Here is a 22,117-nt window from a genome sequence, read left to right as displayed (position 1 = left end):
GTGTATCAGTATCGAACAGGTGTTACTTCATATCCTTGTTGACGAAGCAGTTGAATGACTCCGTTTGGTCCGCTTAAATGTCCGGCACCAACCGCGAAGAAACACGTTTTGGTCTTCATCAGTTCTTCCATTTTCGGAACCCAGTTTTGGTTTCGTTTGGTGAGCAGTTCCTCCGTAGCACTTCCCATGTCATCGCTTTTCAGGATGATTTCTGAGAGGCTTTCGAGGTCTTGTTTGTGGTAATATTGAACCATTTTCCGGAATGTCGTTTCACCTTCTTCCGGGTTTCGTACCATTTCCAGGATCATTCCGGCCATTTCCTGTGGCGGGATTTTATCGAAAATGGATAATTGGTATGCGGCGGTTTCAAGTCCTGTAACGGGAATTTTACCGTGTTTGGCTTTCCCTTCAATTTCCATGTCGATCAGATGGACCTTCCCTGAGATCATTTTCTGGAAACTGATTTGAAGCAATGTAAACGGTTTCCTTTTTTCAAAGGCTTTTTCAAACTGGTCGGGTTTGATACCCAACAAATTTGCTCCCCACTGGAGTACGGAATCTTTTTGCTCTGCGGTGAAAATATCGAAGCAGGAGCCCGATTTCAGGGTCATCAATTCCATCAATCCGGCCTGGTCTCCCGACAAATTGGAGATTTCAAGAATCACTTCATCTGATTTTGAAATGAGTTTATCCAATTTAGGCGGGAAATAATAGAGCGAATCCGGAATCATGTGGATGGTTCCGAAGAGGTATGACGTTTTTTTATCCTTTCCTTTGATTTGGTACAACAGCGAGTTGTCTTGTCCGAATACGAGACCGGACAGGAATAGAAAAACAACCGAAAGGAACTTCATCATTACTTGTCGAGGGTTAATTCAGCCAGGAAATGATCGTCTTCTTCCATCACACGGATTGCTTTCAACCCAACTTTTTTCGCCGCTTGAAACAAGTTGTCGAAATCCACATAAAGCCAGTCGAACCAAGGGCCTTTTTCCTTTTTGTATTTCATCTGGAAACGGAAATTCCCGTAGTATTCCGTGTTCAAATCCACCCAAAGCGCGCCATCTTCGTCTTCGTACAAATAACGGATGTCGGATGAATCACACAGGATTTTCCCTCCCGGGTTCAACAATGTTTTGGCATGAGCAAGGGTTCTTTCCAGGTTGGATAGTTTTCCTGCAATGCCGATTCCGTTCATGAGCATCAGGATGGTGTCGTATTTTTTATCCGTTAGGGAGAAGAAATTTTTTCGTTCAGCCTGCAATCCGTTTTTCTTCAGGAAATCTACGGCTCCTTCCGAAATGTCGATACAATCTACTTTCAAGCCCTGATCCTGCAGGTAAGAAGCGTGGATTCCAGCTCCTGCACCGACATCCAGCACACGGCCTTTTGCCAAAGACAAGGCTTTCTGCTCGATTGGAGGCATTTCGTCGTACTTTCTGAAAAGCACTTCCAGCGGAATAATATCGTCTTCACAAATATCTGAAGAAACAATAATGTCTTCCGGCTTTCGCTTTTTAGCGTATTCCTGGATGGCAAATCCGATCGGATCGCCGTATTTTTTTTCGTTGTTCATGTTTTTTAGAGTCAGGACTAAGAGAGTCAAGAATCAAAACCGTCCCGGCTCTTGACTCTTGTAGTCTTAAAAGTCTGTTTAATATTCGTATTCCTCGTAGCCGCTTCCGAAATCTTCGTCGTCATAACCGTCTCCGAAGTCTTCATCGAAATCGCCGAATTCATCTTCTTCTTCCTCGCCGTAGAATGCATCCTCCTGGATCATTTTTGAATCTTCCGGTGGAGCAGTTCCCACAGCCAGGTCAATGTGCGGTTTGTCGATCGTTTCTTCCGTGCGATCCTGCAATTCGATCAGGAAAATCCACATGCGCAGGAAATCGTAAACCAAAATGATTTTCTGATCCGGAACTTCCATGAAATCTGCCAGTTTCGCATCAGACATCACGCTAGTTAATTCCTGGTCTTCATCCGAATAACTCATGTCCATTAAGCTGATCTCGTGCCCTTTGTCCCATTCGTCATTCGACATGAAAAACGAACCCATTTCTTTTCCCTCGAAATTGAAGGAGTTTAAAACGGTTCTATATAAAGTTTCAAAATTGTCTTCCTCATTTATACGGATGTCGCGAAAGATCTCCTGATCTTTTTCGGAATCCAGTAACACGCGAAATTTAAGCGTACCCATTTATTTTTTTTTACAAAGATACTTCAAATTGAAAAGGTAGAATTCAAAAATCAAAAAGTTAAAAGGCAAAAATCAAAAATGATGCCCTGGCTTTTGAAAAGCGGGCTGAGTGATTGGATTGAGCTTTCGAAGCTAAGTCGAAGCAGCTTTTCAATTCTCAATTTTCAATGTTGACTTTTAATCCAAGTTCCTCTCCGATTTGCAACATCAATTTCTTTGCCGTTTCGAAATCATTCGGAATTTCACCTTCCAGGATGGCTTCTTTGATGCGTGACTTGATGATACCGATTTCTCCACAGGGCTTCAGATTGAAGGTTTCCATGATCAGATCGCCTGAAACCGGAGGCTGGAAATTACGCACGTGGTCTTTCTCTTCCACAGCTTTTAATTTCTCCACTACCAGTTCGAAATTCTTCTTGTATTTCTTGACCTTGAATTCGTTTTTCGATGTAATATCTGCATTGCACAAGGTCATCAGGTCGTCGATATCGTCACCGGCTTCAAAAAGCAGGCGTCTCACGGCTGAATCCGTTACATTGCTTTTGACCAGTGAAATCGGTCTCAAATGCAGGCGAACGAGCTTTTGAACGTATTTCATTTTATGATCGAGCGGTAAGCGCATGCGGGCAAAAATTTTCGGAACCATCCGGGCTCCAAGTTCTTCGTGTCCGTGAAATGTCCAGCCGACCTGCTGATCGAAACGTTTTGTGGGAGGTTTGGCAATATCGTGCAGGATAGCCGCCCAGCGCAGCCACAGATTATCTGAGTGAAGTGCTACATTGTCCAGTACTTCCAGTGTGTGGTAGAAATTATCTTTATGACTTTTTCCATCCCGGGTTTCAACGCCGTGCAGGGCAATCATTTCCGGGAAAAACTGATGCAGTAATTTCGTTGTATTCAACAGTTCAAATCCGCGGGAAGGCTTTTTTGCCAGGATGATTTTGTTCAATTCATCCAGGATGCGTTCCTGGGAAATGATTTCCAGGCGTGTAGAATTATCCAAAATAGCCTGAAGGCTGGCAAGCTCAATCTGAAAGTCGAGCTGTGTCGCAAAACGTACGGCACGCATCATACGGAGCGGATCATCCGAATAGGTTGTATTAGGATCTAAGGGCGTGCGCAGGATTCCTTTTTCAAGGTCTGTGAGTCCGTTGAAGGGATCGATCAGGTTTCCGAATGTTTCGTCACGTAAATCCAAAGCCAGCGCATTGATGGTAAAATCACGTCTTTTCTGATCGTCACTCAGTGTTCCGTCTTCCACGATGGGTTTTCTGGAATCCCTTTGATAGGATTCCCTGCGGGCTCCTACAAATTCGACATCCAGGTCTTTGTAGTTGAATTGAGCTGTTCCGAAGTTTTTGAACAGGTTGACCTTCTTCACACGCAGTTTTTCCCCGGCAGCCTGCGCCAGTTCCATCCCGTTTCCAACCACCACGATATCGATGTCTTTGGAAGGCCGTTCCAGCAGTAAATCCCGTACGAATCCGCCAATGACATATGCTTCAAGGCCTTTTTCCGAAATGATCTGAGAAACAACCTTGAATACAGGATGTTTTAATTTGTGAGCGAAATTTTCTGTGTGCATGCGGGGACAAAGTTACTGAATTTCGAAAAAATCAGCTACGGATTACTTTCACGGAACTATCCAACCCGATTTTGATGATCTGTGAAGGTGTTGTCAGTTCTTCCGTAAGCCGTGTTTCCACAATGGCATCTACCTGGTTTTTAATTTGAGGATCAATTCCCTGGTAGTTTGTGGGGAAGGGGTGTCCGGATAAATTGGCAGAAGTTGAAACCAACGGTTTACGCATGCTCCGGATCAATGCCAGGCAGGTAGGATCTTTCGTCAGACGAATTCCTACAGAACCATCTTCTGCCAGTACGCTTGGAGCTAATCCCTGCGCTCCGGGATAAATAATTGTCAGTGGTTTTTCAGCCAGATCCACCAGGTCGTAACAAATAGCCGGAAATTCCGGAATGTACTTTTCGATCATCTGGAAGCTATCGGCCAGGAGTATAAAACTTTTGTTTGCAGGTCGCTGCTTGATTTCCAGGATACGTCTGCACGCTTCTTCGTTTGTTGCGTCGCAGCCGAGTCCCCAAATGGTATCAGAAGGATACAAAATGGTTTTTCCTTCTCTCAGGGCTTCTATGACTTTTGAATCTGGTAACATGTGAGAATTTTCAGCAAATTTAATCCAATACCCCGAGATGGTAAGCATCTTTTGTTTGAAAGCTGAAAAGAGAAATTAACTGCCGGATAAAGTCGAGTTGTTCCATGTTGAGCGAAACAAGCGTTCCGGCTTCACATGATTCTATTTCAATAACACCGGCCTGCCAGAGTTTGACCAAGTGATCGTGAATGGTAGATCTGGTCATTCCAAAATAATGAGAGAATTCCTGGTTATTGAGTGTTTTTGCTTCGATGAGGAGTTCTACCATTTTTATGCGGCACGGATGTGCAAAAGCTCTTCCGAAGAGCGAAATAGCGGTAGTTTCTTCTGAGTAATGAAAGTGTTTTGTTGATCCCATAGCCTGTTGATTTTTAGAAAGATAAATATGAAACTCTATTTAAGTTAAGGGAAAAGATCATTTGAAACAAGCCCTTTTTGAAATAATTTTGGAAAATTCCGAATTCCCAAAAAACCAATTTCCCAATATTGGGACGGGTCTGATTTTTAATTGATTACGCTATTTCAGTCTCCTGAAAATCACTTCTCTTTTTTTTACTAATTTTATCACTCAATGAAATTTCTGTGAAAAAAATACTGATTATAGAGGACGATCCGCAAATTAGCTCACTGGTTCAAAAAGGATTAACGGAAGAAAACTTCGAGACACGCGTTTCCAATGACGGACTCAGAGGTCTGGACGAGTTTTATTTCTGGAGTCCGGATTTGGTGATCCTGGACATCATGCTACCGGGAATGAACGGATTGCAGGTTTGCTCCAAAATCAGGGAAAACAGCCAGGTTCCCATTTTGATGCTGACGGCGCTGGGAACGGCAGAAAATGTGGCTTTGGGACTGGATTCCGGCGCCGACGATTACCTGCCCAAACCATTCAAGTTTATCGAACTGAATGCGCGGGTGAAATCACTGTTGCGCAGAATGGAAAACCTGCATCCTGCACCGAGTTCGATTTTTCAGTTTGAAGATTTGGTGATTGATGATAATCAGAAAACGGTGCAACGGGGCGGGAAGCCGATTAGTTTGACCTCTACGGAATACCGCTTGCTCCTGTTGTTCGTAATGAATCCCCGGAAAGTACTTTCGCGACTCGATATTTTGGAAGAGGTTTGGGGAATTGATTTTGAATCGGGAACGAATGTGGTAGACGTATATGTGAACTACCTGCGGAAGAAACTCGCACAATTTGGCGGTTCCAAGCTGATTCATACCGTGATCGGAATGGGATATGTAATCCGGGAAGAGGAATGAAAATCCGGACGCGGATCATCTGGTTACTGAGTACCACGTTTGCTTTTTTGGTGCTGGTGTTCAGTGTGTTCGTGTATATTTTATCTTCCAATTATGTATTCAACGATTTTTACGATCGCTTGAAAACCCGCAGTAATACAACCATCCGAATTGAGCTGGATCATCGTGGCGACAAAGAGTTTGTACGTGATTTCAAACAGGAATACCTCGAAAAACTTCCGGAAGAGAAGAGCGTGGTGGTGGAACTGGCTAAAAATATGCGGGCCGTTGATGCCGGTAGACGCAGTCCTCACGAAAATGACTTCATCGAAAAAGTTGTCCGAAACAAACATGCGCAGGAACGGAAAAACAATATTCTGAAGTACGGAATTCTCTATCAGGCCAAAGACGGAACCAGTTATGTGGTTTATACTTCAGCCAAGAATATGTATTACACGCGCTACAAGCATTACCTGGGCGGATTGCTGGTTTTTATGTTTATTGCGGCGGTAGGTTTCATCTTTGTAGTTTCACTGTGGTTGTCGAAACGACTGATTAAGCCGATCAGTGATCTGAGTTCGAACGTGCACAATATCGGGACGGAAAACCTGCATTTCCGGATAGAAAATAAGCAGGATGGTGACGAATTGGGTGAGTTGATCGATACCATGAACAACATGCTCGACCGACTGGAAACCAGTTTCGAAACACAGAATAACTTCATTAGCAACGCTTCTCATGAACTGAATACACCGCTTACGAGTATTATCGGGCAGGCAGATTTGATGCTGAGTAAAGAGCGGAGCATGGAGGAATACCAAACGGCATTGAGCAGTATTTTGGAACAGGCCGAAAAGCTGAATAAAAAAACCAAAGCGTTGTTATTCCTGGCACAAACCGGCTTTGACGGGAAGAAAATGACCATCGAAAAATTGCGTGTAGACGAATTGATCTTTGAAACGATGGAAACGGTCAACAAAATCATTCCCGGGAACAAAATCCGCTTTGATTTCGAAACCCTTCCTGAAAATCTCGACTTACTGGAAATCAACGGAAATTCGCAGTTGTTGCAACTTGCTTTGTCGAACGTATTGCTGAATGCCTCGAAGTATTCCGAAAACAAAGAGGTGCGGATTTACCTGAGCCACACGGCAGCATATTTGTCGATCCACGTAAAGGATCTCGGAATCGGGATTCCGCCCAAAGACCTGAATCATATCTACGACCCTTTTTTCCGTGCGTCGAATACCAACTCCTTCGAAGGTTATGGAATCGGGCTGCCATTGACGCGGAATATCATGCGCCAACACAAGGGCAAAATCATTGTACATTCCGAAGAGAATACGGGTACGCTGGTGAGCTTGCTTTTGCCCTATAAATCCTGAAAAAAAGTTAAAACTAAAATTCTAATCCGACTCTAATCCGACTCTTATACCGTCCTTATGCCCGCGATCTAATTTTACTGAAAATTATGAGAGATGGGAGCAACGATTCTAATACCGACCGATTTTAAAGTATCTTCTCTGGAGCCTTTGAGAGCATTACTTCAGTTTCAGAATGAAGATGCGCTGAACGTGCTTTTGGTTCATGGAATTTACTTGTCCAATTCGATTCCCGATCTGCTTTTTTTCGATGAGAGCGATTTGAAAATTGAAATGGCCGGAAAGGAATTCCTGAAACAGCTGATGGATCTGGAAAAGGAATTGGGAACCAAAGTGAAATCCATTCGGATTGCATTTTTCAGCGGATTCACTCAAAGCTCATTTGATCAGTTTACGGAAGTAAACCAGGTAGACCGGATCATCATTCCGTATGAACTGGAGTTTGACTGGTCGCACAAAAAAAGCATGGATATTTTGCCCTTTCTGCAAAAATCGAAAGTCACAAAACAGCTAATCGCGTGGGATAACAACCAGTATTCCAGTAAGTCGAACCAAACATATATAACAGCAGTCGTATGAAACGGAAAATGATCATATCATCAGTCATTGCACTCATCACCCTGAGTTCATTCGGATATTATGTGTTTAGCCATGCCTATTATCCCGAAAGAGCCATCCTGGGAGAATGGAAGGAAGTTTCCTGGGTGTACGACCGGAATGATCAGGGACAGAAAGTCAAACAGGAAATCAATTCCGAGGAGCGGGTGGATATCGCCAACCACCTGGTGATCCACAAATTTGAAAACTGGACTTTCCGCAAAGATTATTCGATTAAGCTCCACGAACGTTCGGGAAGCGAACACCAGGCAAAATGGCGACTGAAGGATCGGGGCCGCATCCTGACTTTGATTAACAAGGACGGAACACACGAAGCATACTCGGTTTCTTCACTGAAAAAAGACGAATTGGTCTTGCATTTTGATACAGATGTTCATGCACGGGGAATAGTAAAAATTACACTCAAAAAAATTAAATAAGATGTTACGCAGATTTAGTAATAGCAGATCATTTCAGGATAACCTCCGGTTAGGGATCTTCACAGCATTGGTTGCCGGGATGGTAAACGTTGCTTCACTGGTCTTATTTTATTCGTTCACTTCGAACCTGACCGGGCATTATGCCATTCTTGCGCAGGAAATTTCTGACGGAAAATGGTTCCAGGTATTGGTTGTCTTCTTTTGGATTCTCCTGTTCTTTGCAGGAAGTTTCCTGTCGAATAACCTCATTATCAACAGTACGAAAAAGAACACCTTTGTTTCACACAGTATCCCGATGATCCTGGAAATTTTGTGTTTCATTTTTGTCGGTATTTACGGACAATTCTTTTATGCGGAAACACTTACCCAAACGGAGATACTGGTCGCAGTACTACTGTTTTCTATGGGACTTCAGAATGGACTGACGGCAAGTATTTCAAACTTCCAGATTAAAACAACGCATTTAACGGGATTAACAACCGATTTGGCCATTCACGTTTCGATGCTGACTAAGAAAAAGTTCCGTCAGAACAGACAGGTCGTGGAAAAAACAAAAGTATTGTTTGCCATTATGCTTTCATATGTGGGCGGGGGAGTGCTTTCCGGGTTGATTATCCATTACGTGGAATTCCAGGTGTTCTATGCCATTTCCATCGCGATGCTGGGAGTATTGACCTATGATTTCGTGAAAACATACGTACCGTTCTTTGTGAACAAGAAGAAACACGACAACCGGTTGAAAATGAATCTGGAAAAAATCCAGGATACGATCAAAAACTCTTCGAAAAAAGGCAGTGCGCTTTCAGAAGGAAACAGCCGGGCGTAAGATCTGCATACAGGGAAGATCCCTTTTTCTGACAGCGTTAGTTACTCTTCTCCGGTAAATTTCCTGTACAGATCAGGTCTTCGGGCCTTCGTCCGGTCAACTGCCTGCTGTTCTCTCCATTGCTCTATTTTGGCAAAGTCTCCGGATAATAAGATTTCGGGGACTTTCCATCCGTTAAATTCCGGCGGACGCGTGTAAACCGGTGGAGAAAGCAGATCATCCTGGAAACTATCGGTCAATGCCGAGGTTTCGTCGTTCATCACACCCGGAATCAATCTCCCGATGCTGTCTACAACCACTGCGGCAGCAAGTTCGCCTCCGGTCAAAACGTATGACCCGATTGAAATCTCTTTTGTGATATAATGTTCTCTGATGCGTTCGTCGACCCCCTTGTAGTGCCCGCAAAGGATCATGATATTTTCTTTCAAGCTCCATGCGTTGCTGTGGCGTTGTTCCAGCAGCTCCCCGTCGGGAGTCATGTAGATGATCTCGTCGTAGTTGCGTTCTGCTTTCAGTTTTTCAATCAGGATGGAGATCGGTTCAATCGACATCACCATTCCAGCCCCACCGCCATATTGGTAATCATCCACATTCTTGTTACGTGACGTCGAATAATCACGGATATTGTGTACATGGACTTCCAGCAGGCCCCGTTCCTGGGCGCGTTTCATGATGGAAACATTGAAAGGTCCTTCCAGTAATTCCGGAAGAATGGTCAAAATATCGAATCGCATGGTGCAAAGTTAGTCAAATAACGAAAGACTCCGGTTATTGCGCCACTTTCGAATAGATCAAAAGCGCACTCAGATTTTTCTGCTCCAGTCGCTGTGCCTGGTATACTGCTCCGTGAATCTGGTTCATCAGCTGGTCAAAATCGCCGCTTTCGAACATTTCTCCCTTCATCCGCTTGAAATCCCTTCCGTTGTTCAATACTTTAAAGAATTCGATGCTCGTTTCAATATTACTGAGTGATTCGAATGGTTCTTGATGGAATTCCAGCTGCAAACGATTTAATTCTTCCACGTGTTCATTGATCACGCGCTGAAATTCGTTCAGGTCTGCTGTGGAAACCTCTTCTTTTTTCTGCAGGAATTCCAGGTGAGATAGCACATCATTTTTAGCGAAATCCAGTTTTTTGCAAATTTTCAGGATCCGGTGGTGCTGATTGATTCTTCTCAGGAACACTTCCAGTTCGTCTTTCGAGCGTGCTGCAGCTCCCAGGTGTACAAACAGGTTCTCATCCCATTTCGTGAAACCGGTATCAAAGAGTTCGTTTCGTCGTTTAAACAGTAGTTCGTAACCGGCAGAAACATTCTGTTTGTCATATTGCTTATCCTGAAAGGTAAAGGAAGCTTGTTTGGCGGTTCCGTTGTGAATCAGAACGGCGTGTTCCAGCAGTTTTTCAATTTCCCGTACAGGTTCCATCAGGTTGTTGAGATCGTCTTTGATGTTTTCCCACTGACGGGGACTTGTATTGATATGATCTGCCGATTTGCTCCGGATATGATCTGCTTTCGGAAGCATCACGTAGCGGTTATCGAAGGTATTGTGAAAGTCTTTCAAAACAACCTTTTCAGCATTTTCGGTCTGGATAATCTGCTCAATTTCTGCAACGTCAGAAACCTCTTTTACTTTGCAGTTCCAGTAGTTGAGGTAAACGAGTTTAGTCAGTCTTTCCTGCCATTTCGTCAATTTTCCGAAGAGTAATTCCGGCGATCTCGTATCTGCTTCGCAAGCCACGAACGGGGTCTTTACACTTTTCTCGCGCTCGTCATTTGGCGGGTGACTGTCATACATGTGCGCTTTGGAAATTTCCGAAGTAGTGAAGTAAATGCGGTGTCCGGTCGAATCTGTTTGCAATTCGCCAAGTGCTTTCTCCAGTTGCGGTTTTTCAGCATCCAGGGCCACTTGAAAATGGTAGAACAGGTTTGGAGTATATTTTTGCAGTTTGGATGCATTGAATAAATGCCCCATGACATTGTTCAACTGATCGGCCGCCGGATTGAGCTTCCAGAGCGACGAAACGATGGCTTCACTTCCCGCACTCATCGCTGCAAATTTATCTGCATTGAACTCCATTTCGCGTGAAAGAGATGACTGCAGGATGTTCAGTGCTAAATAGAACAGTTTCAGCAACTGACGAATTCCCCAGATCACCGGAGAAATGATCCAGGCAGGAAATGCTACACGGATATCCGATTTTTTCCAGCGTTCCAGGGCATTGTCCCAGCTGTCGCGGGTATAGATCAGGTTGTGGATAATCGTATTCGCCGTGTTCACGTAACTTCCGATCCGCATGCTCTTTTGGGCAAAGTGCCCGAATTCGTGGCTCAAGACGGCTTTAAATTCTCCCAATTCCAAACACTGCGTCAGGGGAAGCCCGATCGTCAATTCCTTTTTTACCGGCATGATCAGGCTCAGCCAGCTGTTAGTGTAACGTACATAGGCGTTCACATCCGGGTCGAGGTAAATGTATTTTGGCTTTGGTGCTCCGGTATGCTTGCAAATCTCCAGGACATAGTTCCAGAGTTCCGGTTCGTCTACCGAGTCAATTTCAATACGGTTTTCAGGGTGGTGATTCCGGATTTTAACCAGGAATTTCAAGGTGAAAACCAGTAACATTCCCGCTCCTGCAATTGCTCCCAGTTTCACGATCACCGTAAATTTGTTGACCACGGGAATCGGGTAGGAAATCGCGAGGAATACGAGGTAGGAAGTGAGTGCCACCAGCGATAGAAACAACGCGAAAAACAAAATAATAGCCAGCACGGCCAGTACTGCTTTGAAGTAATAGTTTTTGTTTACGGCCGTTAATCCTTTCGGAATTTCAGCCGGAAAAGGTGAGTTGATTTTCGAATTCATTTGTTAGTTCATGAGCTACAAACCTAACAAAAATCCTCATCTTTTTTTTACTTTGAAATACGTAAATAATGAACCGGTTAGGAGAATCGCCAACAAGCCGATCCAAAGAACGAAATTATTTGAAGTACTTTCTTTTACAGCGTGTTTTGGTTTTTCAACCGTTTTTTCCGGAGTTTTGGCAGTTGGTTTATACTTTACCTCTTCCACCCGTTTCAAACCTGTGAACCGGAGCAGTTGATCCGGGTCGGTGAGAATGCCTTCCCAATTGATTTCGTAGCCGGAAGCATTCGGATTTTCAAGATAGGAAGTATAGGGAACACCGCTGATTTTCTCGACCATTCCTTCGGCCTGTTCGCGCAAACGTTCATCGGGATAACGATTGGCATATTTCTCCCGGAGCTTGCGTACGTTTTCGATTTTTTCATCCAATTCATACCGGGAAGACTGGTAATAGATTTTTGCAATCTGGTACAATCCTTTGGCATGTTCGAATGAGAGGGAGTGGAGGTAGCAGTCACCGAGGTCGGTAAACAAATCTGCCATCACCGGATCCGGACCTTTGCAGAATGGAAAACGTTCTCTCAACTGAGTGTAAAGTTGTTTTCGCACAGTTTCCGATTCTTCCTGTTTTTTGTTAAGGTTCAAAATCGTATGTGTGTAGAGATAAGCCGGGTCTTTTTCCAGTGCTATTTTTGCCCGCAGCAATTGCACGTGAATCCATTCGCTTCCACCGTGAGAATCCGGGTTCAGTTTCAGTCCTTTTTGGATGTACTCCAGTGCTTTTTCATTGTTCCCGCTCAATTCATAGGTTGTTCCAAGATTGGCAGCAATGCTGTATTCGTCCGGATAGGCTTCGGCAAGCGCTTCGAAAATGACCAGCGCTTCTTGTACCTTTCTGCCTTTCACCAGGAAAAGTGCGTAGTCTGATAAGAGTTTGTAATCGGCTTTGGACTGTAACTTTTTCCCGATTTTGCGTAATTGCCGTTCTACTCTTTCCAGGTCGAAATTTTGCTCAAATCGGATTACACCGATATCAATCCGGTGGAACTGACCTTTGGCATCTAAACTGTAGAACTCATTGTAACATGCAAAATTTGCGGGAGAAACAAGCAGGGTAAGGATTAGGATGATAGCGTACTTCATGGTGATGATTTTGGGTTGACCGAAAAGTACAAAAAACGGATTTAGGCTTTGTTACCTTTGCGTAAAGCTATGGAATGATTGACTGAGTGGTACGTAAATGCGATCACGGGCATTGGTTTTTTCTACATGACCTGTATTTAATCGCAAAGAAGCCACGAATGCAAAGCTTCAGATAAAATTGCTGTTTTGATCACAAATTCTTCTTCCGGCTGTTCATAAAGATCACCGTCAGCAAGATCAGTGATACGCCGAACCACTGGATAAGGGAAACGTGTTCTTTCAGAACGAAGTGGGCGGAAAGAATGGAAACAGGGATTTCCAATGCAACGAGAATACCTGCAAGTCCGAGGCCGATGAGCGGAATACCGCGGGTAAACATAATCGGCGGGATCACCGTTCCGAAAATTCCCAGTACGATTCCAAATTTCAGCAGGATCATCCAATCGAGGTTTGCCGGAATCTGCACGTTCCAGAAAGCCGTTACGGTGAGTAAGCTTCCCAGGATCAGGTAAAAACTGCGGGTGATACTTGGAACTTGTTTCTCCACGTGGTTGGAGGCATGCAGACTAATGGTGTAGGAAAGTGCGGCAGCCAATCCGTAAATGATTCCGGTTACAGAAAGTTCTACGTCCTGCTGGATCAGGTTGGTAGCGAATACCGTCCCGACCAGTACTGTTAAACTTCCAACGAGTTTACTCCAGTGTGCCATTTTACGCTGCTGAATCATTTCCCAAACCACGCTCATCCAAATGGACTGCATCAACAGAATGATCCCGATTGAAACGGAAACATATTGAATAGAAATGTAGTACAAACAGCTGGTTAATCCCATTGAAGTTCCGAAAAGTACCAGTTTGATTTTGGATTTGGCTTTCGGACGTATCAGATCCGGCTGTTTCCGGTATTGGATGGTCATCAGGATAAAAAGCGAAACCACGCCGACCAAAGCCTGGTAGAAGGTGAGTGCGCTGGTATGTGCCCCGGAATTGTTGGCGAATTTCACGATTGTGGCAAGAATTCCATAACTCGCAGCACCAAATCCCACTAAAAACACACCTTTCAGCTTACTCATACTCTTGATTGAAGTGCAAAATTAGTGCTTTTTTCGACCCGTAAAATGACGTGAAAAAGCTAAAGCGATATAGTATGGAAAATAATTTTAGCATACCGATTTAGTAGCATCCGTAAGTTTTTCGGGCTGGTGATTGGGGGGAGGTGCAGATGATTTGAAGGGAGGCAGGAATGGGAATTGGACGTAATTCCGCAATATTACGTCCCGTTAAAATACGCTGAAAATCTTATTGTCACCGGGTAAATCCCGAACCTGCGGAATCCGCCTATTTCTTCAATCCCGGATGCTGTTTTTGATACAATTCCTGCACATGCTTCCATTGAGTCTCATCGATATCCTTTGCAGAAATGACATGCGTCACCAATTTATTCTGCCACAATAAAACCAGTCCTGCACGTTTTCTAACAGCAATAATATCGTTCCATTTCACCGTAGAAGCATATCCTTCACGTGAAATCGAAACTCCTTTATCCGAAAAAGTAAACGTTGTTTCCATACGTGCCCGCGGGTTGGCCTGGTAATGTCTTCGCGCATTGTTGTACACACTGAATGCAAATAATCCCAGGAAAACAAGCGCCACAAAAATGAGCATATAGGCCGATTCGTTTTTGAAAACAAAAATGGCGATCAATGCGGCAACGATCAGACCTGCATTTGCCAGTACAAGGAAAAGAACCTGCAGGCGTTTGAGCAGTAAGATACCGGTTAGTCTGGCGAATTCTCCTTGAGTGAGGGTTGTTTTGATTTGCATGGTTCAAAATTAAGAAGAATTGAGATTGGATCATTGAAAGTTTTATTTTCTCACCTTTTCAATGCTTCATTTTAGTGTTTTACTTGTAAGACCCAACATTCCACAAATTCCTGATCACGCCAGGCCGCCTTTCGTTTTGTTTTGGAAGAAGCTGCTGCTACTTTCTTCGCTGTCTTTTGAACGAGTGTGAAGCGTGTTTGTTTTTTGAGTTCCCATTCGATTGGGTGAATGAATTGAGAATCCATTAATCCGGCGAGATTCGAGAATAGCAGAACAAGTTGTCCATCCGGGTTCAAATGTTTCGCAGCCTCTTCGAAAAGTCGCGGAAACAACTCGTTATCGTAATAAATGGCCAGGTCGATTCCTGAAACTTCTTTGGGAAGCGGAATCCAGGGTGGATTGAAGACAACCAGATCCGATTTTTTTTGGCTGCCGGCAAACAAGTCTCCGAAATACAGGTTGATTTTTTGATCGGTCTTCGTTTGATCTTCCAACATTCCGATCAGCGCATTTGGGTTAATATCTGAGGCGTTAATTTCTTTAAAATCAAACTGCTGGATGAGTTTACTTAAAATACCGCTTCCAATTCCGATATCAAAGGCGCTTTCTTTTGATCCCCGGTAATGTTTCAGGTAATTGACAAACAGGTCAATATGTTCAAAACGAGTAGGGAAGTATGTTCCGTAAAACGGATGAACCGTTTGTTTCAATCCCGGAATCCGAATTCCTTTTTCAAACCACTGCCACGCACTGTTTAAGCCCTGTACATCCGTAAACGGCAGTAAAAACTCCTGGTTTTCGGGATACAAACGTTTCAGCCAGCCGATTTCAGGTGCTTTTCGAACATGCAGCCGGTGATCTACAATCTCAACGACTAAAAACCTGGAAGCTTGGCGGAAGTTCTCCCGGTAGTTTCGTTGTGCGGCAAACGAATGTTCATGGGTATTTTTGGAAAGTTGTTTTTTTAAGGCTTCCAATACCAGTGTTCCGCTGCTGAACTGATCTGCTACCAGAACATGATTTCCATCCAATAAGGCTTCTACGGCATAGTTCGGATCAATATTTTTCGAATACTCCAGCACAGAAATATTGTCCGTAATCGGCTCCGGACGATTCATCGTCAAATCTGCCGGACTTTCGATCAATTGGTTCATTTTATAGGGATAGATAACGACTGATTGTTGATAATACCATGCTTTTTAGCGGTTAAATGCATCTACGGCAGCTCTTACGGAACCGTGTTTCAGCAGTAATTCATTCGCTTTTTGTTCATCGAGTCCGGTTGCATCCATGACCATGTGTGTGCCCCGGTCGACCAGTTTTTCATTGGAAAGCTGCATATCTACCATCCGGTTTCCCTTCACGCGACCCAAGCGGATCATAATCGACGTGGAAAGCATGTTTAAAACCAGTTTTTGAGCCGTTCCGCTTTTCATGCGCGTACTTCCGGTTACGAATTCCGGCCCTACAACAGGTGTAATGGCGATATCAGCCAACTGGCTTAAAGGCGAACCCGGGTTGCAGGAAATTCCGCCGGTCAAAACCCCATTCTTTTTCGCCCTTTCCAGTGCACCAAGTACATAAGGTGTTGTTCCTGAAGCGGCAATTCCAACTACGATATCTTTTTCATTGATTTCAAATGCTTTCAGATCTTTCCAGCCTTGTTCACGGTCGTCTTCAGCAAATTCTACCGCTTTCCGGATAGCCTGGTCTCCACCAGCGATAATCCCGATCACCATTCCATGGGGAACACCGAACGTAGGCGGACATTCACTCGCGTCAACAATTCCCAGTCGTCCGCTGGTTCCTGCACCCATGTAAAACAATCGGCCTCCTTCGCGCATGCGTTCAACACACTGATCAACCAGTTTTTCGATTTGAGGAATTTCCTTTTCTACAGCCAACGGAACGGTGTGATCTTCCTGGTTAATTCCAATCAATAATTCACGTGTCGACAGCGTATCGAGGTTCTGGTGATTGCTTTCCGATTCTGTAATTCGTTTCATGTGTATGTAAAAGGGATGAATTCAAAATGAAAAATGCAAAATTCCGATCCAGCATATTTTTGCATTTTAAATTTTGACTTTTGAATTAAACTAAAAACGCTTCCAAAGCACCATTCGACGGCATCACTTCTACGCGCTCACCTAAAGTAGTACTTAAAGTCATCCCTACAAAGTCACACTTAATCGGGTATCTGCGGTGCATCCGATCCACCAGGGCAACGGTCTTCACGCTTTTTACCGGTTTTTCGAGAATTTTCAAAACGCCGTACTGCATGGTCGTACCCGAGTTGATAACATCATCAACCAGGATCACGGTCTTTCCGCTGAATTGATCCGGGGCAAGTGAACAGGTAATTGCATGATCCAGTGGATGATCTTTGTCCAGTTCGATTTTGAAATAATGAACCTGCTGCGCACTGTTTTTTTGAAGAATCTCACAAATCTGCCGGGCAAAAGTCTCGCCGTTTCCAGTAATCCCTCCGATAAACAACTCCGGAATTCCGTACGTGTTTTCTAAAATTTCATGCGCCAGACGCGTAATTTTCTGTTCGATTTGATGTTGATTCAAAACCAGTTTCATGGAACGTATATTTAAATGTAAAAGTACTTTTTTCGGATGAAAACGGGTAAAGATTCTGTGAAAAACTTTGAATGATCCGGCTGGAATCTCCTGGTGTGGGGCAATTTTGACTTCGGGCGAATTTTGGAAGAAAATAGTATTTTTGGTTTCGGATCAAATCAAACACATGCATCATACATTCTTACTCATTCTCGGACTTTTGTTCGCGGTTTTCATCCTGGTTATGCTGGCACAGCGCTTCCGGATCGCTTACCCGATATTCCTGGTACTATCCGGTTTGGGAATCAGTTTCATTCCCGGAGTTTCCACGTTGCAGGTAGAGCCGGAAGTCATTTTCATGATCTTTTTGCCTCCGCTCCTCTACGAAGCGGCCTGGTATACTTCCTGGAACGATTTCTGGAAATGGAAACGCCCGATCGCCCTGTTAGCTTTCGGATTGGTGTTTTTCACATCGTTGGTAATCGCTTATGTTTCCGATTCAATGATTCCCGGATTTACCCTGGCTTTGGGCTTTTTGCTTGGAGGAATTGTTTCACCGCCCGATGCGGTTGCTGCGGCTACTGTCCTCAAAGGAATGCGGGTTCCGAAACGTATTTTGACGATTCTCGAAGGTGAAAGTTTGGTGAACGACGCTTCATCACTGATCGTTTTCCGGTTTGCATTGGCTGCTGTTTTGACCGGTGCATTCTCTTTCCAGGAAGCTGCCGGACAGTTTTTTATCATGGCCGGAATGGGAGTGGTTGTTGGATTGGCAGGAGCACACGTGTTCTATGTTGTACATCGCTTTTTGCCAACTACACCTGCTATTGATGCGGCGTTGACGGTCATGACGCCTTATATCCTTTTCCTTGCAGCGGAACATTTCCATTTTTCGGGAGTTATGGCGGTTGTAAGCGGGGGATTGTTCATGTCGTACCGGGCGCACGAGGTTTTCCAAACAGGAAGTACGCGCCTGAATATGCTGGGAGTTTGGACTACGATGATTTTCGTGATGAATGCCTTTGTGTTTGTCATTATCGGCTTGAAACTACCGGAAATTATTGCCGGACTAGGAGAATATTCTATTGGGGAAGCAATTAAATACGCCTTACTGATTAGTCTCATCACGATCGTTATACGCTTTTTATGGGTTTATCCTACCGCATTTGTTCCGCGCTGGCTGAGTGCAAGGGTCAGAAAAGATCCATCACCGGGCTGGAAAGGCCCATTGGTGATCGGTTGGGCAGGAATGCGCGGAGTGGTTTCACTGGCAACGGCGCTTTCTATTCCCTTAATGATGGAGGACGGAACACCTTTTCCACACCGCAACCTGATTATTTTCATCACCTTCGTGGTGATCCTGATTACGCTGGTCGTACAGGGATTAACGCTTCCGTTGATCATTAAGCTCATCAAACTGGAAGAAATCGATGACATGATCCGGGAAGAAGAACAACAGGTCGGAATTCAGCTGCGCCTCGATACCATTGCACTTGATTTTGTGCACGAAAAATATGCCGATGAAACTGACCTGGAAATTCTGGATTTATACAAGGAAGAACTGAAAAATAAAATTACTAATGCCCGGATGCAGCTCGATTCAATGGAATGCAACGAAACAGAATGGGCGGAATTACGCAGGTATCAGCACGTTTTGCTGGAAATCTACTCCCTGCAGCGGAAAGAACTGTTCAAACTGCGTCGTGAAAAATACTACAGCGATGAAGAAATCCGCAAGGCAGAACTTCAGCTGGATTTAAATGAATTGAAAATCACCGGTTCAAAACACTTATAACGAATTGAGAAGTGAAAAGCAGGCTGAGCGGAGTCGAAGTCGCTTTTCCTTTTCCATTCTCAATTTTGAATTTTAACTTATTAAAGATGCATTCAGGAAAATCATACCGTTTAAAAGAATTTTTGATCTGGACCAGGAGAAATGTCTATTGGCTGATCGTAATCGGGATTATGCCGGTAGTGCTGTTTGAGGAACTGCATGTTCATTGGATTGCCATTCCGTGGACCGTGGTTGCACTTTTGGGAACAGCAACAGCCTTTATTGTCGGGTTTAAAAACACGCAGACTTATAGCCGCACCTGGGAAGCTCGCCAGATTTGGGGAGCTATCGTGAACAGCAGCCGGGCGTGGGGAACGATGGCCAGAAACGTGATCCCGGACCGCGAGGTCGAAAAAGAATTGATTTACCGCCATTTTGCCTGGCTCACCGCACTGCGCTACCAGCTTCGCGATTCCCGTACCTGGGAAACCGTTACCAAGTCATACAACCGCGAGTACAAGCGCTTTTACAAGGTTCCGGAACACGAAACACCGTTGGAAACCGAACTGGCAAAATTCATGAATGAATCCGAAATGGTGTTCATTTTGTCGAAAAAGAACCGTGCTACGCAATTGTTGGCTTTACAGGCAGAAACCTTGCGAAGAATGTTCGACGCTAAGCAGATCGATTCCTATCAATACATGGAAATGCAGCGCGTTCTGAATGAATTCTTCGAGCATCAGGGAAAAAGCGAACGGATCAAGAATTTTCCCTATCCGCGCCAGTTTGCTTCGATCAATACCTTTTTCATCCGCTTGTTCTGTTTTCTGCTTCCTTTCGGGATGCTGCTGGAATTTGAAAAACTCAATGATCTGATTGAAGGCCCGATGAAAGGACACATGGTGTGGTTGGTTCTGCCGTTCAGTGTATTGATTTCCTGGGTTTACACCACTCTGGAGCAGGTAGGAGAGAGCACCGAAAACCCGTTCGAAGGAAGTGCCAATGACATTCCAATGCACCAGATTAGCCGGGCAATCGAGATTGATTTGCGCGAAATGCTCGGAGAAACGGATTTACCACCGGCCGTAACACCGGTAAACAATATTGTATTGTAACTTTGACGGATCAAAAAATAACGATGGGAAATATAGGTAACACGGTCAAATTGGTCGTTTTTCAGATTTTAGGAGTGTTCTTCTTTTCAGGAGTAGGATCAAGCTTCTTTGGCTTTTATCACTCGGATGTTCTCGAATGCTTCGCGAAATCGGGAGCAGGAGCAGATTGCTTCAGGCTGCTTCCTGCCGGATATACCCTTGGAAAATTCATGACCGAACAAGCCAATGCTTTTCTCTACGGAATTGTTTTTGGGTTTGTACTTGTTGCGGTAATCAACCTGGCAAAGAAGAAATCGATTCTGAACCTGATCCTGGTAGTCGGATTGACTGTTTTGCTGTTTTTCATCGGGTTTTACAAACTGAGCAGAACAACCGATAATTGGTTCAAATCGTTTGGAGGGTTGTTTACGGAAAGCATCGGAACTGCAAACCTGATCGCAGCGATTGCTTACTTCGTTCTGGGATCTGTATGCATTTGGCTGAGCGTGAAAACGTTTTCCCGGAAAAAGAAAGTAGCCTGATTGTCATTTCGCTTAAAATCAGATGGAACAAGAAACGCAACTCATCAACTGGTTGATGACCGGGTTGAAACAGCCGGTAGACCGAATGTCAGAGCTGTTTTACTTCGATCAACGGGACAACGCGTTCTTTTCCGTCCTGATCGTTGATTATTTCATGTTTGACGTCAACGACGACGGGAGTTATGTTTTGGCTGACGGAGTGACTACCGGCTATTCTCAAAAGGACCTTGAAATTTTAGCTGATAGATTGTATCGCATAGAAACGAATGAACGCATCGTTGTGTTGCCGAGACATGGAGAGTTGAACGATGCCGATTGTCTTGAAAAACTGAATGCCTTTTTGAAAGACCATGGAATTGATCTGCGCACGACTGATTTGTGGCTTCCCGAAGGAGTTGGAAATATAACTGTAAACCTGGAATAAAAATGTCCCGAAAACTGACCCGAACTACTCTTGTTTTTAGTATCGTTCAACTGCTTTTTTTGATCAGTTCCTGCAGCGATACCCCCGAAATCCATTACCGCTATTCCAATGGTGAAGAAATCCGTGATTCGTTATCGGTGAAATTGCTTCACAGGCAGTTAAAACTAAAATTTCCGGAACTGGATACAACTCAATCATTAGACGTAAAAACCTTCCTGGATTGGGACTTGAAAGGTGAATTGGATGGTTTGATACAGCAAACCGGAGAACACCGGATTCCAACCATGCTGGTGATGGATAACGAAACCGGAAAGATTGTTTATAGCAAAAATTCGAGGGAACTGGCGGCTGATACCCGGCGCATCGGGAATACGAAACTCTTCGGAATGCTTCTGTCGTTTGAAGAAGGAGTGAAGTTATCAGATACTTTTTCGTGGGTTGGCAAACAAAGCAAGCGTGAATATGCGAGAAACATTGCTTCATTGTATCGGATCACACCACCAAGTACCGATTACACATATCCTTTTGACGAATACTCTTGTCTGCAATGGGCAAAATTCATGGACAGAATTGCGGTTCGGTATGATGATTCCGTTTGTTTTGCAGGATATCCCCGTTTCTTTTCCGTTTCCCTGATGGATTTGGTAAAAACATGCTCATTGATTCAACGGAACGGTTCGGTTACGGGAATTCATTTGTTGGATGTGGTTACGGACGAAGAGGGCATGGAATCCCGTTTGGGAATCCCGTCCGGGTTTGTATTGCGGCCAGAGAGTTGTATCTCCGTGAAAAAAGTGTTGCAGCCAGTAAGAGCTTCGAAATCGATTGAATTCTGTTACCGTTTTTCCGTGGGAATGGGGAGAGAAACCCGCAGGGGAATAATCATGGTAACCCAAACCCACACGATTGGTTTTCTGTCCGATTCGGATTCACTTGGAGCACCTGTGTTCAAAAATGCGTTTTTAGAGCAATTGGGACAAGCGGTCATCCGTAAATGATCCGGAATTCTTTCTTTTGAGTGAAACA

At 44.2% G+C, this 22,117-nt stretch carries 24 protein-coding genes; 10 read left to right on the top strand and 14 right to left on the bottom strand.

Features of this window, described 5'->3' with window-relative positions:
• Positions 1-5 precede the first annotated feature (5 nt).
• The 6 genes from ABDV94_RS18380 to ABDV94_RS18355 form a co-directional block, all read right to left on the bottom strand.
• Complete coding sequence (locus tag ABDV94_RS18380; protein ID WP_343748682.1) at positions 6-857, bottom strand: TraB/GumN family protein; 852 nt, start codon at positions 855-857, stop codon at positions 6-8.
• Positions 857-1,576 (bottom strand): class I SAM-dependent methyltransferase, encoded by a 720-nt coding sequence (locus ABDV94_RS18375; RefSeq protein WP_343748681.1) that lies wholly within the window; start codon positions 1,574-1,576, stop codon positions 857-859. Before ABDV94_RS18375 ends, ABDV94_RS18380 begins: the two co-directional genes overlap by 1 nt.
• Positions 1,577-1,654: 78 nt before the next feature.
• Positions 1,655-2,200, bottom strand: coding sequence for a hypothetical protein (locus ABDV94_RS18370; RefSeq protein ID WP_343748680.1), 546 nt, complete (start codon positions 2,198-2,200; stop codon positions 1,655-1,657).
• Positions 2,201-2,357: 157 nt separating this feature from the next.
• Complete coding sequence (locus ABDV94_RS18365) at positions 2,358-3,785, bottom strand: HD domain-containing protein (RefSeq protein ID WP_343748679.1); 1,428 nt, start codon at positions 3,783-3,785, stop codon at positions 2,358-2,360.
• Positions 3,786-3,816: 31 nt separating this feature from the next.
• Positions 3,817-4,374, bottom strand: a complete 558-nt coding sequence (locus tag ABDV94_RS18360) for an L-threonylcarbamoyladenylate synthase (protein ID WP_343748678.1) — start codon at positions 4,372-4,374, stop codon at positions 3,817-3,819.
• A gap of 19 nt (positions 4,375-4,393) precedes the next feature.
• On the bottom strand, positions 4,394-4,732 hold the full coding sequence (locus tag ABDV94_RS18355; protein ID WP_343748677.1) for a helix-turn-helix transcriptional regulator: 339 nt from the start codon (positions 4,730-4,732) through the stop codon (positions 4,394-4,396).
• Positions 4,733-4,956: 224 nt separating this feature from the next.
• On the opposite strand from ABDV94_RS18355, the gene ABDV94_RS18350 reads away from it, so the two are divergent.
• The 5 genes from ABDV94_RS18350 to ABDV94_RS18330 all read left to right on the top strand — a co-directional run bounded on the left by ABDV94_RS18350 (position 4,957) and on the right by ABDV94_RS18330 (position 8,864).
• Positions 4,957-5,640 (top strand): response regulator transcription factor, encoded by a 684-nt coding sequence (locus tag ABDV94_RS18350; protein WP_343748676.1) that lies wholly within the window; start codon positions 4,957-4,959, stop codon positions 5,638-5,640.
• Positions 5,637-7,004 carry an ATP-binding protein gene (locus tag ABDV94_RS18345; RefSeq protein ID WP_343748675.1) on the top strand — a complete coding sequence of 456 codons (1,368 nt, stop codon included), beginning with the start codon at positions 5,637-5,639 and terminating at the stop codon, positions 7,002-7,004. The genes ABDV94_RS18350 and ABDV94_RS18345 overlap by 4 nt, the downstream gene beginning before the upstream one ends.
• Positions 7,005-7,097: 93 nt before the next feature.
• Positions 7,098-7,580 carry a hypothetical protein gene (locus ABDV94_RS18340; protein ID WP_343748674.1) on the top strand — a complete coding sequence of 161 codons (483 nt, stop codon included), beginning with the start codon at positions 7,098-7,100 and terminating at the stop codon, positions 7,578-7,580.
• 8 nt (positions 7,581-7,588) lie between these two features.
• Positions 7,589-8,038, top strand: coding sequence for a hypothetical protein (locus ABDV94_RS18335; protein ID WP_343748673.1), 450 nt, complete (start codon positions 7,589-7,591; stop codon positions 8,036-8,038).
• A 1-nt stretch (position 8,039) separates the two neighbouring features.
• On the top strand, positions 8,040-8,864 hold the full coding sequence (locus ABDV94_RS18330; protein ID WP_343748672.1) for a YoaK family protein: 825 nt from the start codon (positions 8,040-8,042) through the stop codon (positions 8,862-8,864).
• A gap of 41 nt (positions 8,865-8,905) precedes the next feature.
• Here the strand turns inward: ABDV94_RS18330 and trmD are convergent, their stop codons facing one another.
• The 8 genes from trmD to ABDV94_RS18290 all read right to left on the bottom strand — a co-directional run bounded on the left by trmD (position 8,906) and on the right by ABDV94_RS18290 (position 17,278).
• Positions 8,906-9,598 carry a tRNA (guanosine(37)-N1)-methyltransferase TrmD gene (gene trmD, locus ABDV94_RS18325; protein ID WP_343748671.1) on the bottom strand — a complete coding sequence of 231 codons (693 nt, stop codon included), beginning with the start codon at positions 9,596-9,598 and terminating at the stop codon, positions 8,906-8,908.
• A gap of 34 nt (positions 9,599-9,632) precedes the next feature.
• On the bottom strand, positions 9,633-11,726 hold the full coding sequence (locus ABDV94_RS18320) for a M48 family metalloprotease (protein WP_343748670.1): 2,094 nt from the start codon (positions 11,724-11,726) through the stop codon (positions 9,633-9,635).
• A 36-nt stretch (positions 11,727-11,762) separates the two neighbouring features.
• Complete coding sequence (locus ABDV94_RS18315) at positions 11,763-12,869, bottom strand: tetratricopeptide repeat protein (RefSeq protein WP_343748669.1); 1,107 nt, start codon at positions 12,867-12,869, stop codon at positions 11,763-11,765.
• Between the two features lie 190 nt (positions 12,870-13,059).
• Positions 13,060-13,941 carry a DMT family transporter gene (locus tag ABDV94_RS18310; RefSeq protein ID WP_343748668.1) on the bottom strand — a complete coding sequence of 294 codons (882 nt, stop codon included), beginning with the start codon at positions 13,939-13,941 and terminating at the stop codon, positions 13,060-13,062.
• Positions 13,942-14,206: 265 nt separating this feature from the next.
• Positions 14,207-14,692: a YcxB family protein gene (locus tag ABDV94_RS18305; RefSeq protein ID WP_343748667.1), complete on the bottom strand. Its 486-nt coding sequence runs from the start codon at positions 14,690-14,692 to the stop codon at positions 14,207-14,209.
• Between the two features lie 71 nt (positions 14,693-14,763).
• The gene (locus ABDV94_RS18300) at positions 14,764-15,846 is read right to left on the bottom strand and encodes a methyltransferase (protein ID WP_343748666.1); all 1,083 of its coding nucleotides are present in this window, start codon (positions 15,844-15,846) and stop codon (positions 14,764-14,766) included.
• A 45-nt stretch (positions 15,847-15,891) separates the two neighbouring features.
• Entirely contained in the window at positions 15,892-16,698 is an 807-nt protein-coding gene (gene murQ / locus ABDV94_RS18295; protein WP_343748665.1) for an N-acetylmuramic acid 6-phosphate etherase, read from the bottom strand.
• A gap of 85 nt (positions 16,699-16,783) precedes the next feature.
• Complete coding sequence (locus ABDV94_RS18290) at positions 16,784-17,278, bottom strand: phosphoribosyltransferase family protein (protein WP_343748664.1); 495 nt, start codon at positions 17,276-17,278, stop codon at positions 16,784-16,786.
• 166 nt (positions 17,279-17,444) lie between these two features.
• Between ABDV94_RS18290 and ABDV94_RS18285 the strand changes: the two genes are divergently transcribed.
• The 5 genes from ABDV94_RS18285 to ABDV94_RS18265 all read left to right on the top strand — a co-directional run bounded on the left by ABDV94_RS18285 (position 17,445) and on the right by ABDV94_RS18265 (position 22,089).
• On the top strand, positions 17,445-19,052 hold the full coding sequence (locus ABDV94_RS18285) for a Na+/H+ antiporter (protein WP_343748663.1): 1,608 nt from the start codon (positions 17,445-17,447) through the stop codon (positions 19,050-19,052).
• 86 nt (positions 19,053-19,138) lie between these two features.
• Positions 19,139-20,146, top strand: a complete 1,008-nt coding sequence (locus tag ABDV94_RS18280) for a bestrophin family ion channel (protein WP_343748662.1) — start codon at positions 19,139-19,141, stop codon at positions 20,144-20,146.
• 23 nt (positions 20,147-20,169) lie between these two features.
• On the top strand, positions 20,170-20,667 hold the full coding sequence (locus ABDV94_RS18275) for a hypothetical protein (RefSeq protein WP_343748661.1): 498 nt from the start codon (positions 20,170-20,172) through the stop codon (positions 20,665-20,667).
• A gap of 22 nt (positions 20,668-20,689) precedes the next feature.
• Positions 20,690-21,091 (top strand): hypothetical protein, encoded by a 402-nt coding sequence (locus tag ABDV94_RS18270; RefSeq protein ID WP_343748660.1) that lies wholly within the window; start codon positions 20,690-20,692, stop codon positions 21,089-21,091.
• A 2-nt stretch (positions 21,092-21,093) separates the two neighbouring features.
• Positions 21,094-22,089 carry a hypothetical protein gene (locus ABDV94_RS18265; protein ID WP_343748659.1) on the top strand — a complete coding sequence of 332 codons (996 nt, stop codon included), beginning with the start codon at positions 21,094-21,096 and terminating at the stop codon, positions 22,087-22,089.
• The last annotated feature ends 28 nt before the right edge of the window (positions 22,090-22,117 follow it).

This window comes from Fluviicola sp., from assembly GCF_039596355.1.
Taxonomy (GTDB): domain Bacteria; phylum Bacteroidota; class Bacteroidia; order Flavobacteriales_D; family Crocinitomicaceae; genus Fluviicola.
This window is presented reverse-complemented; position numbering and strand designations above follow the sequence as displayed.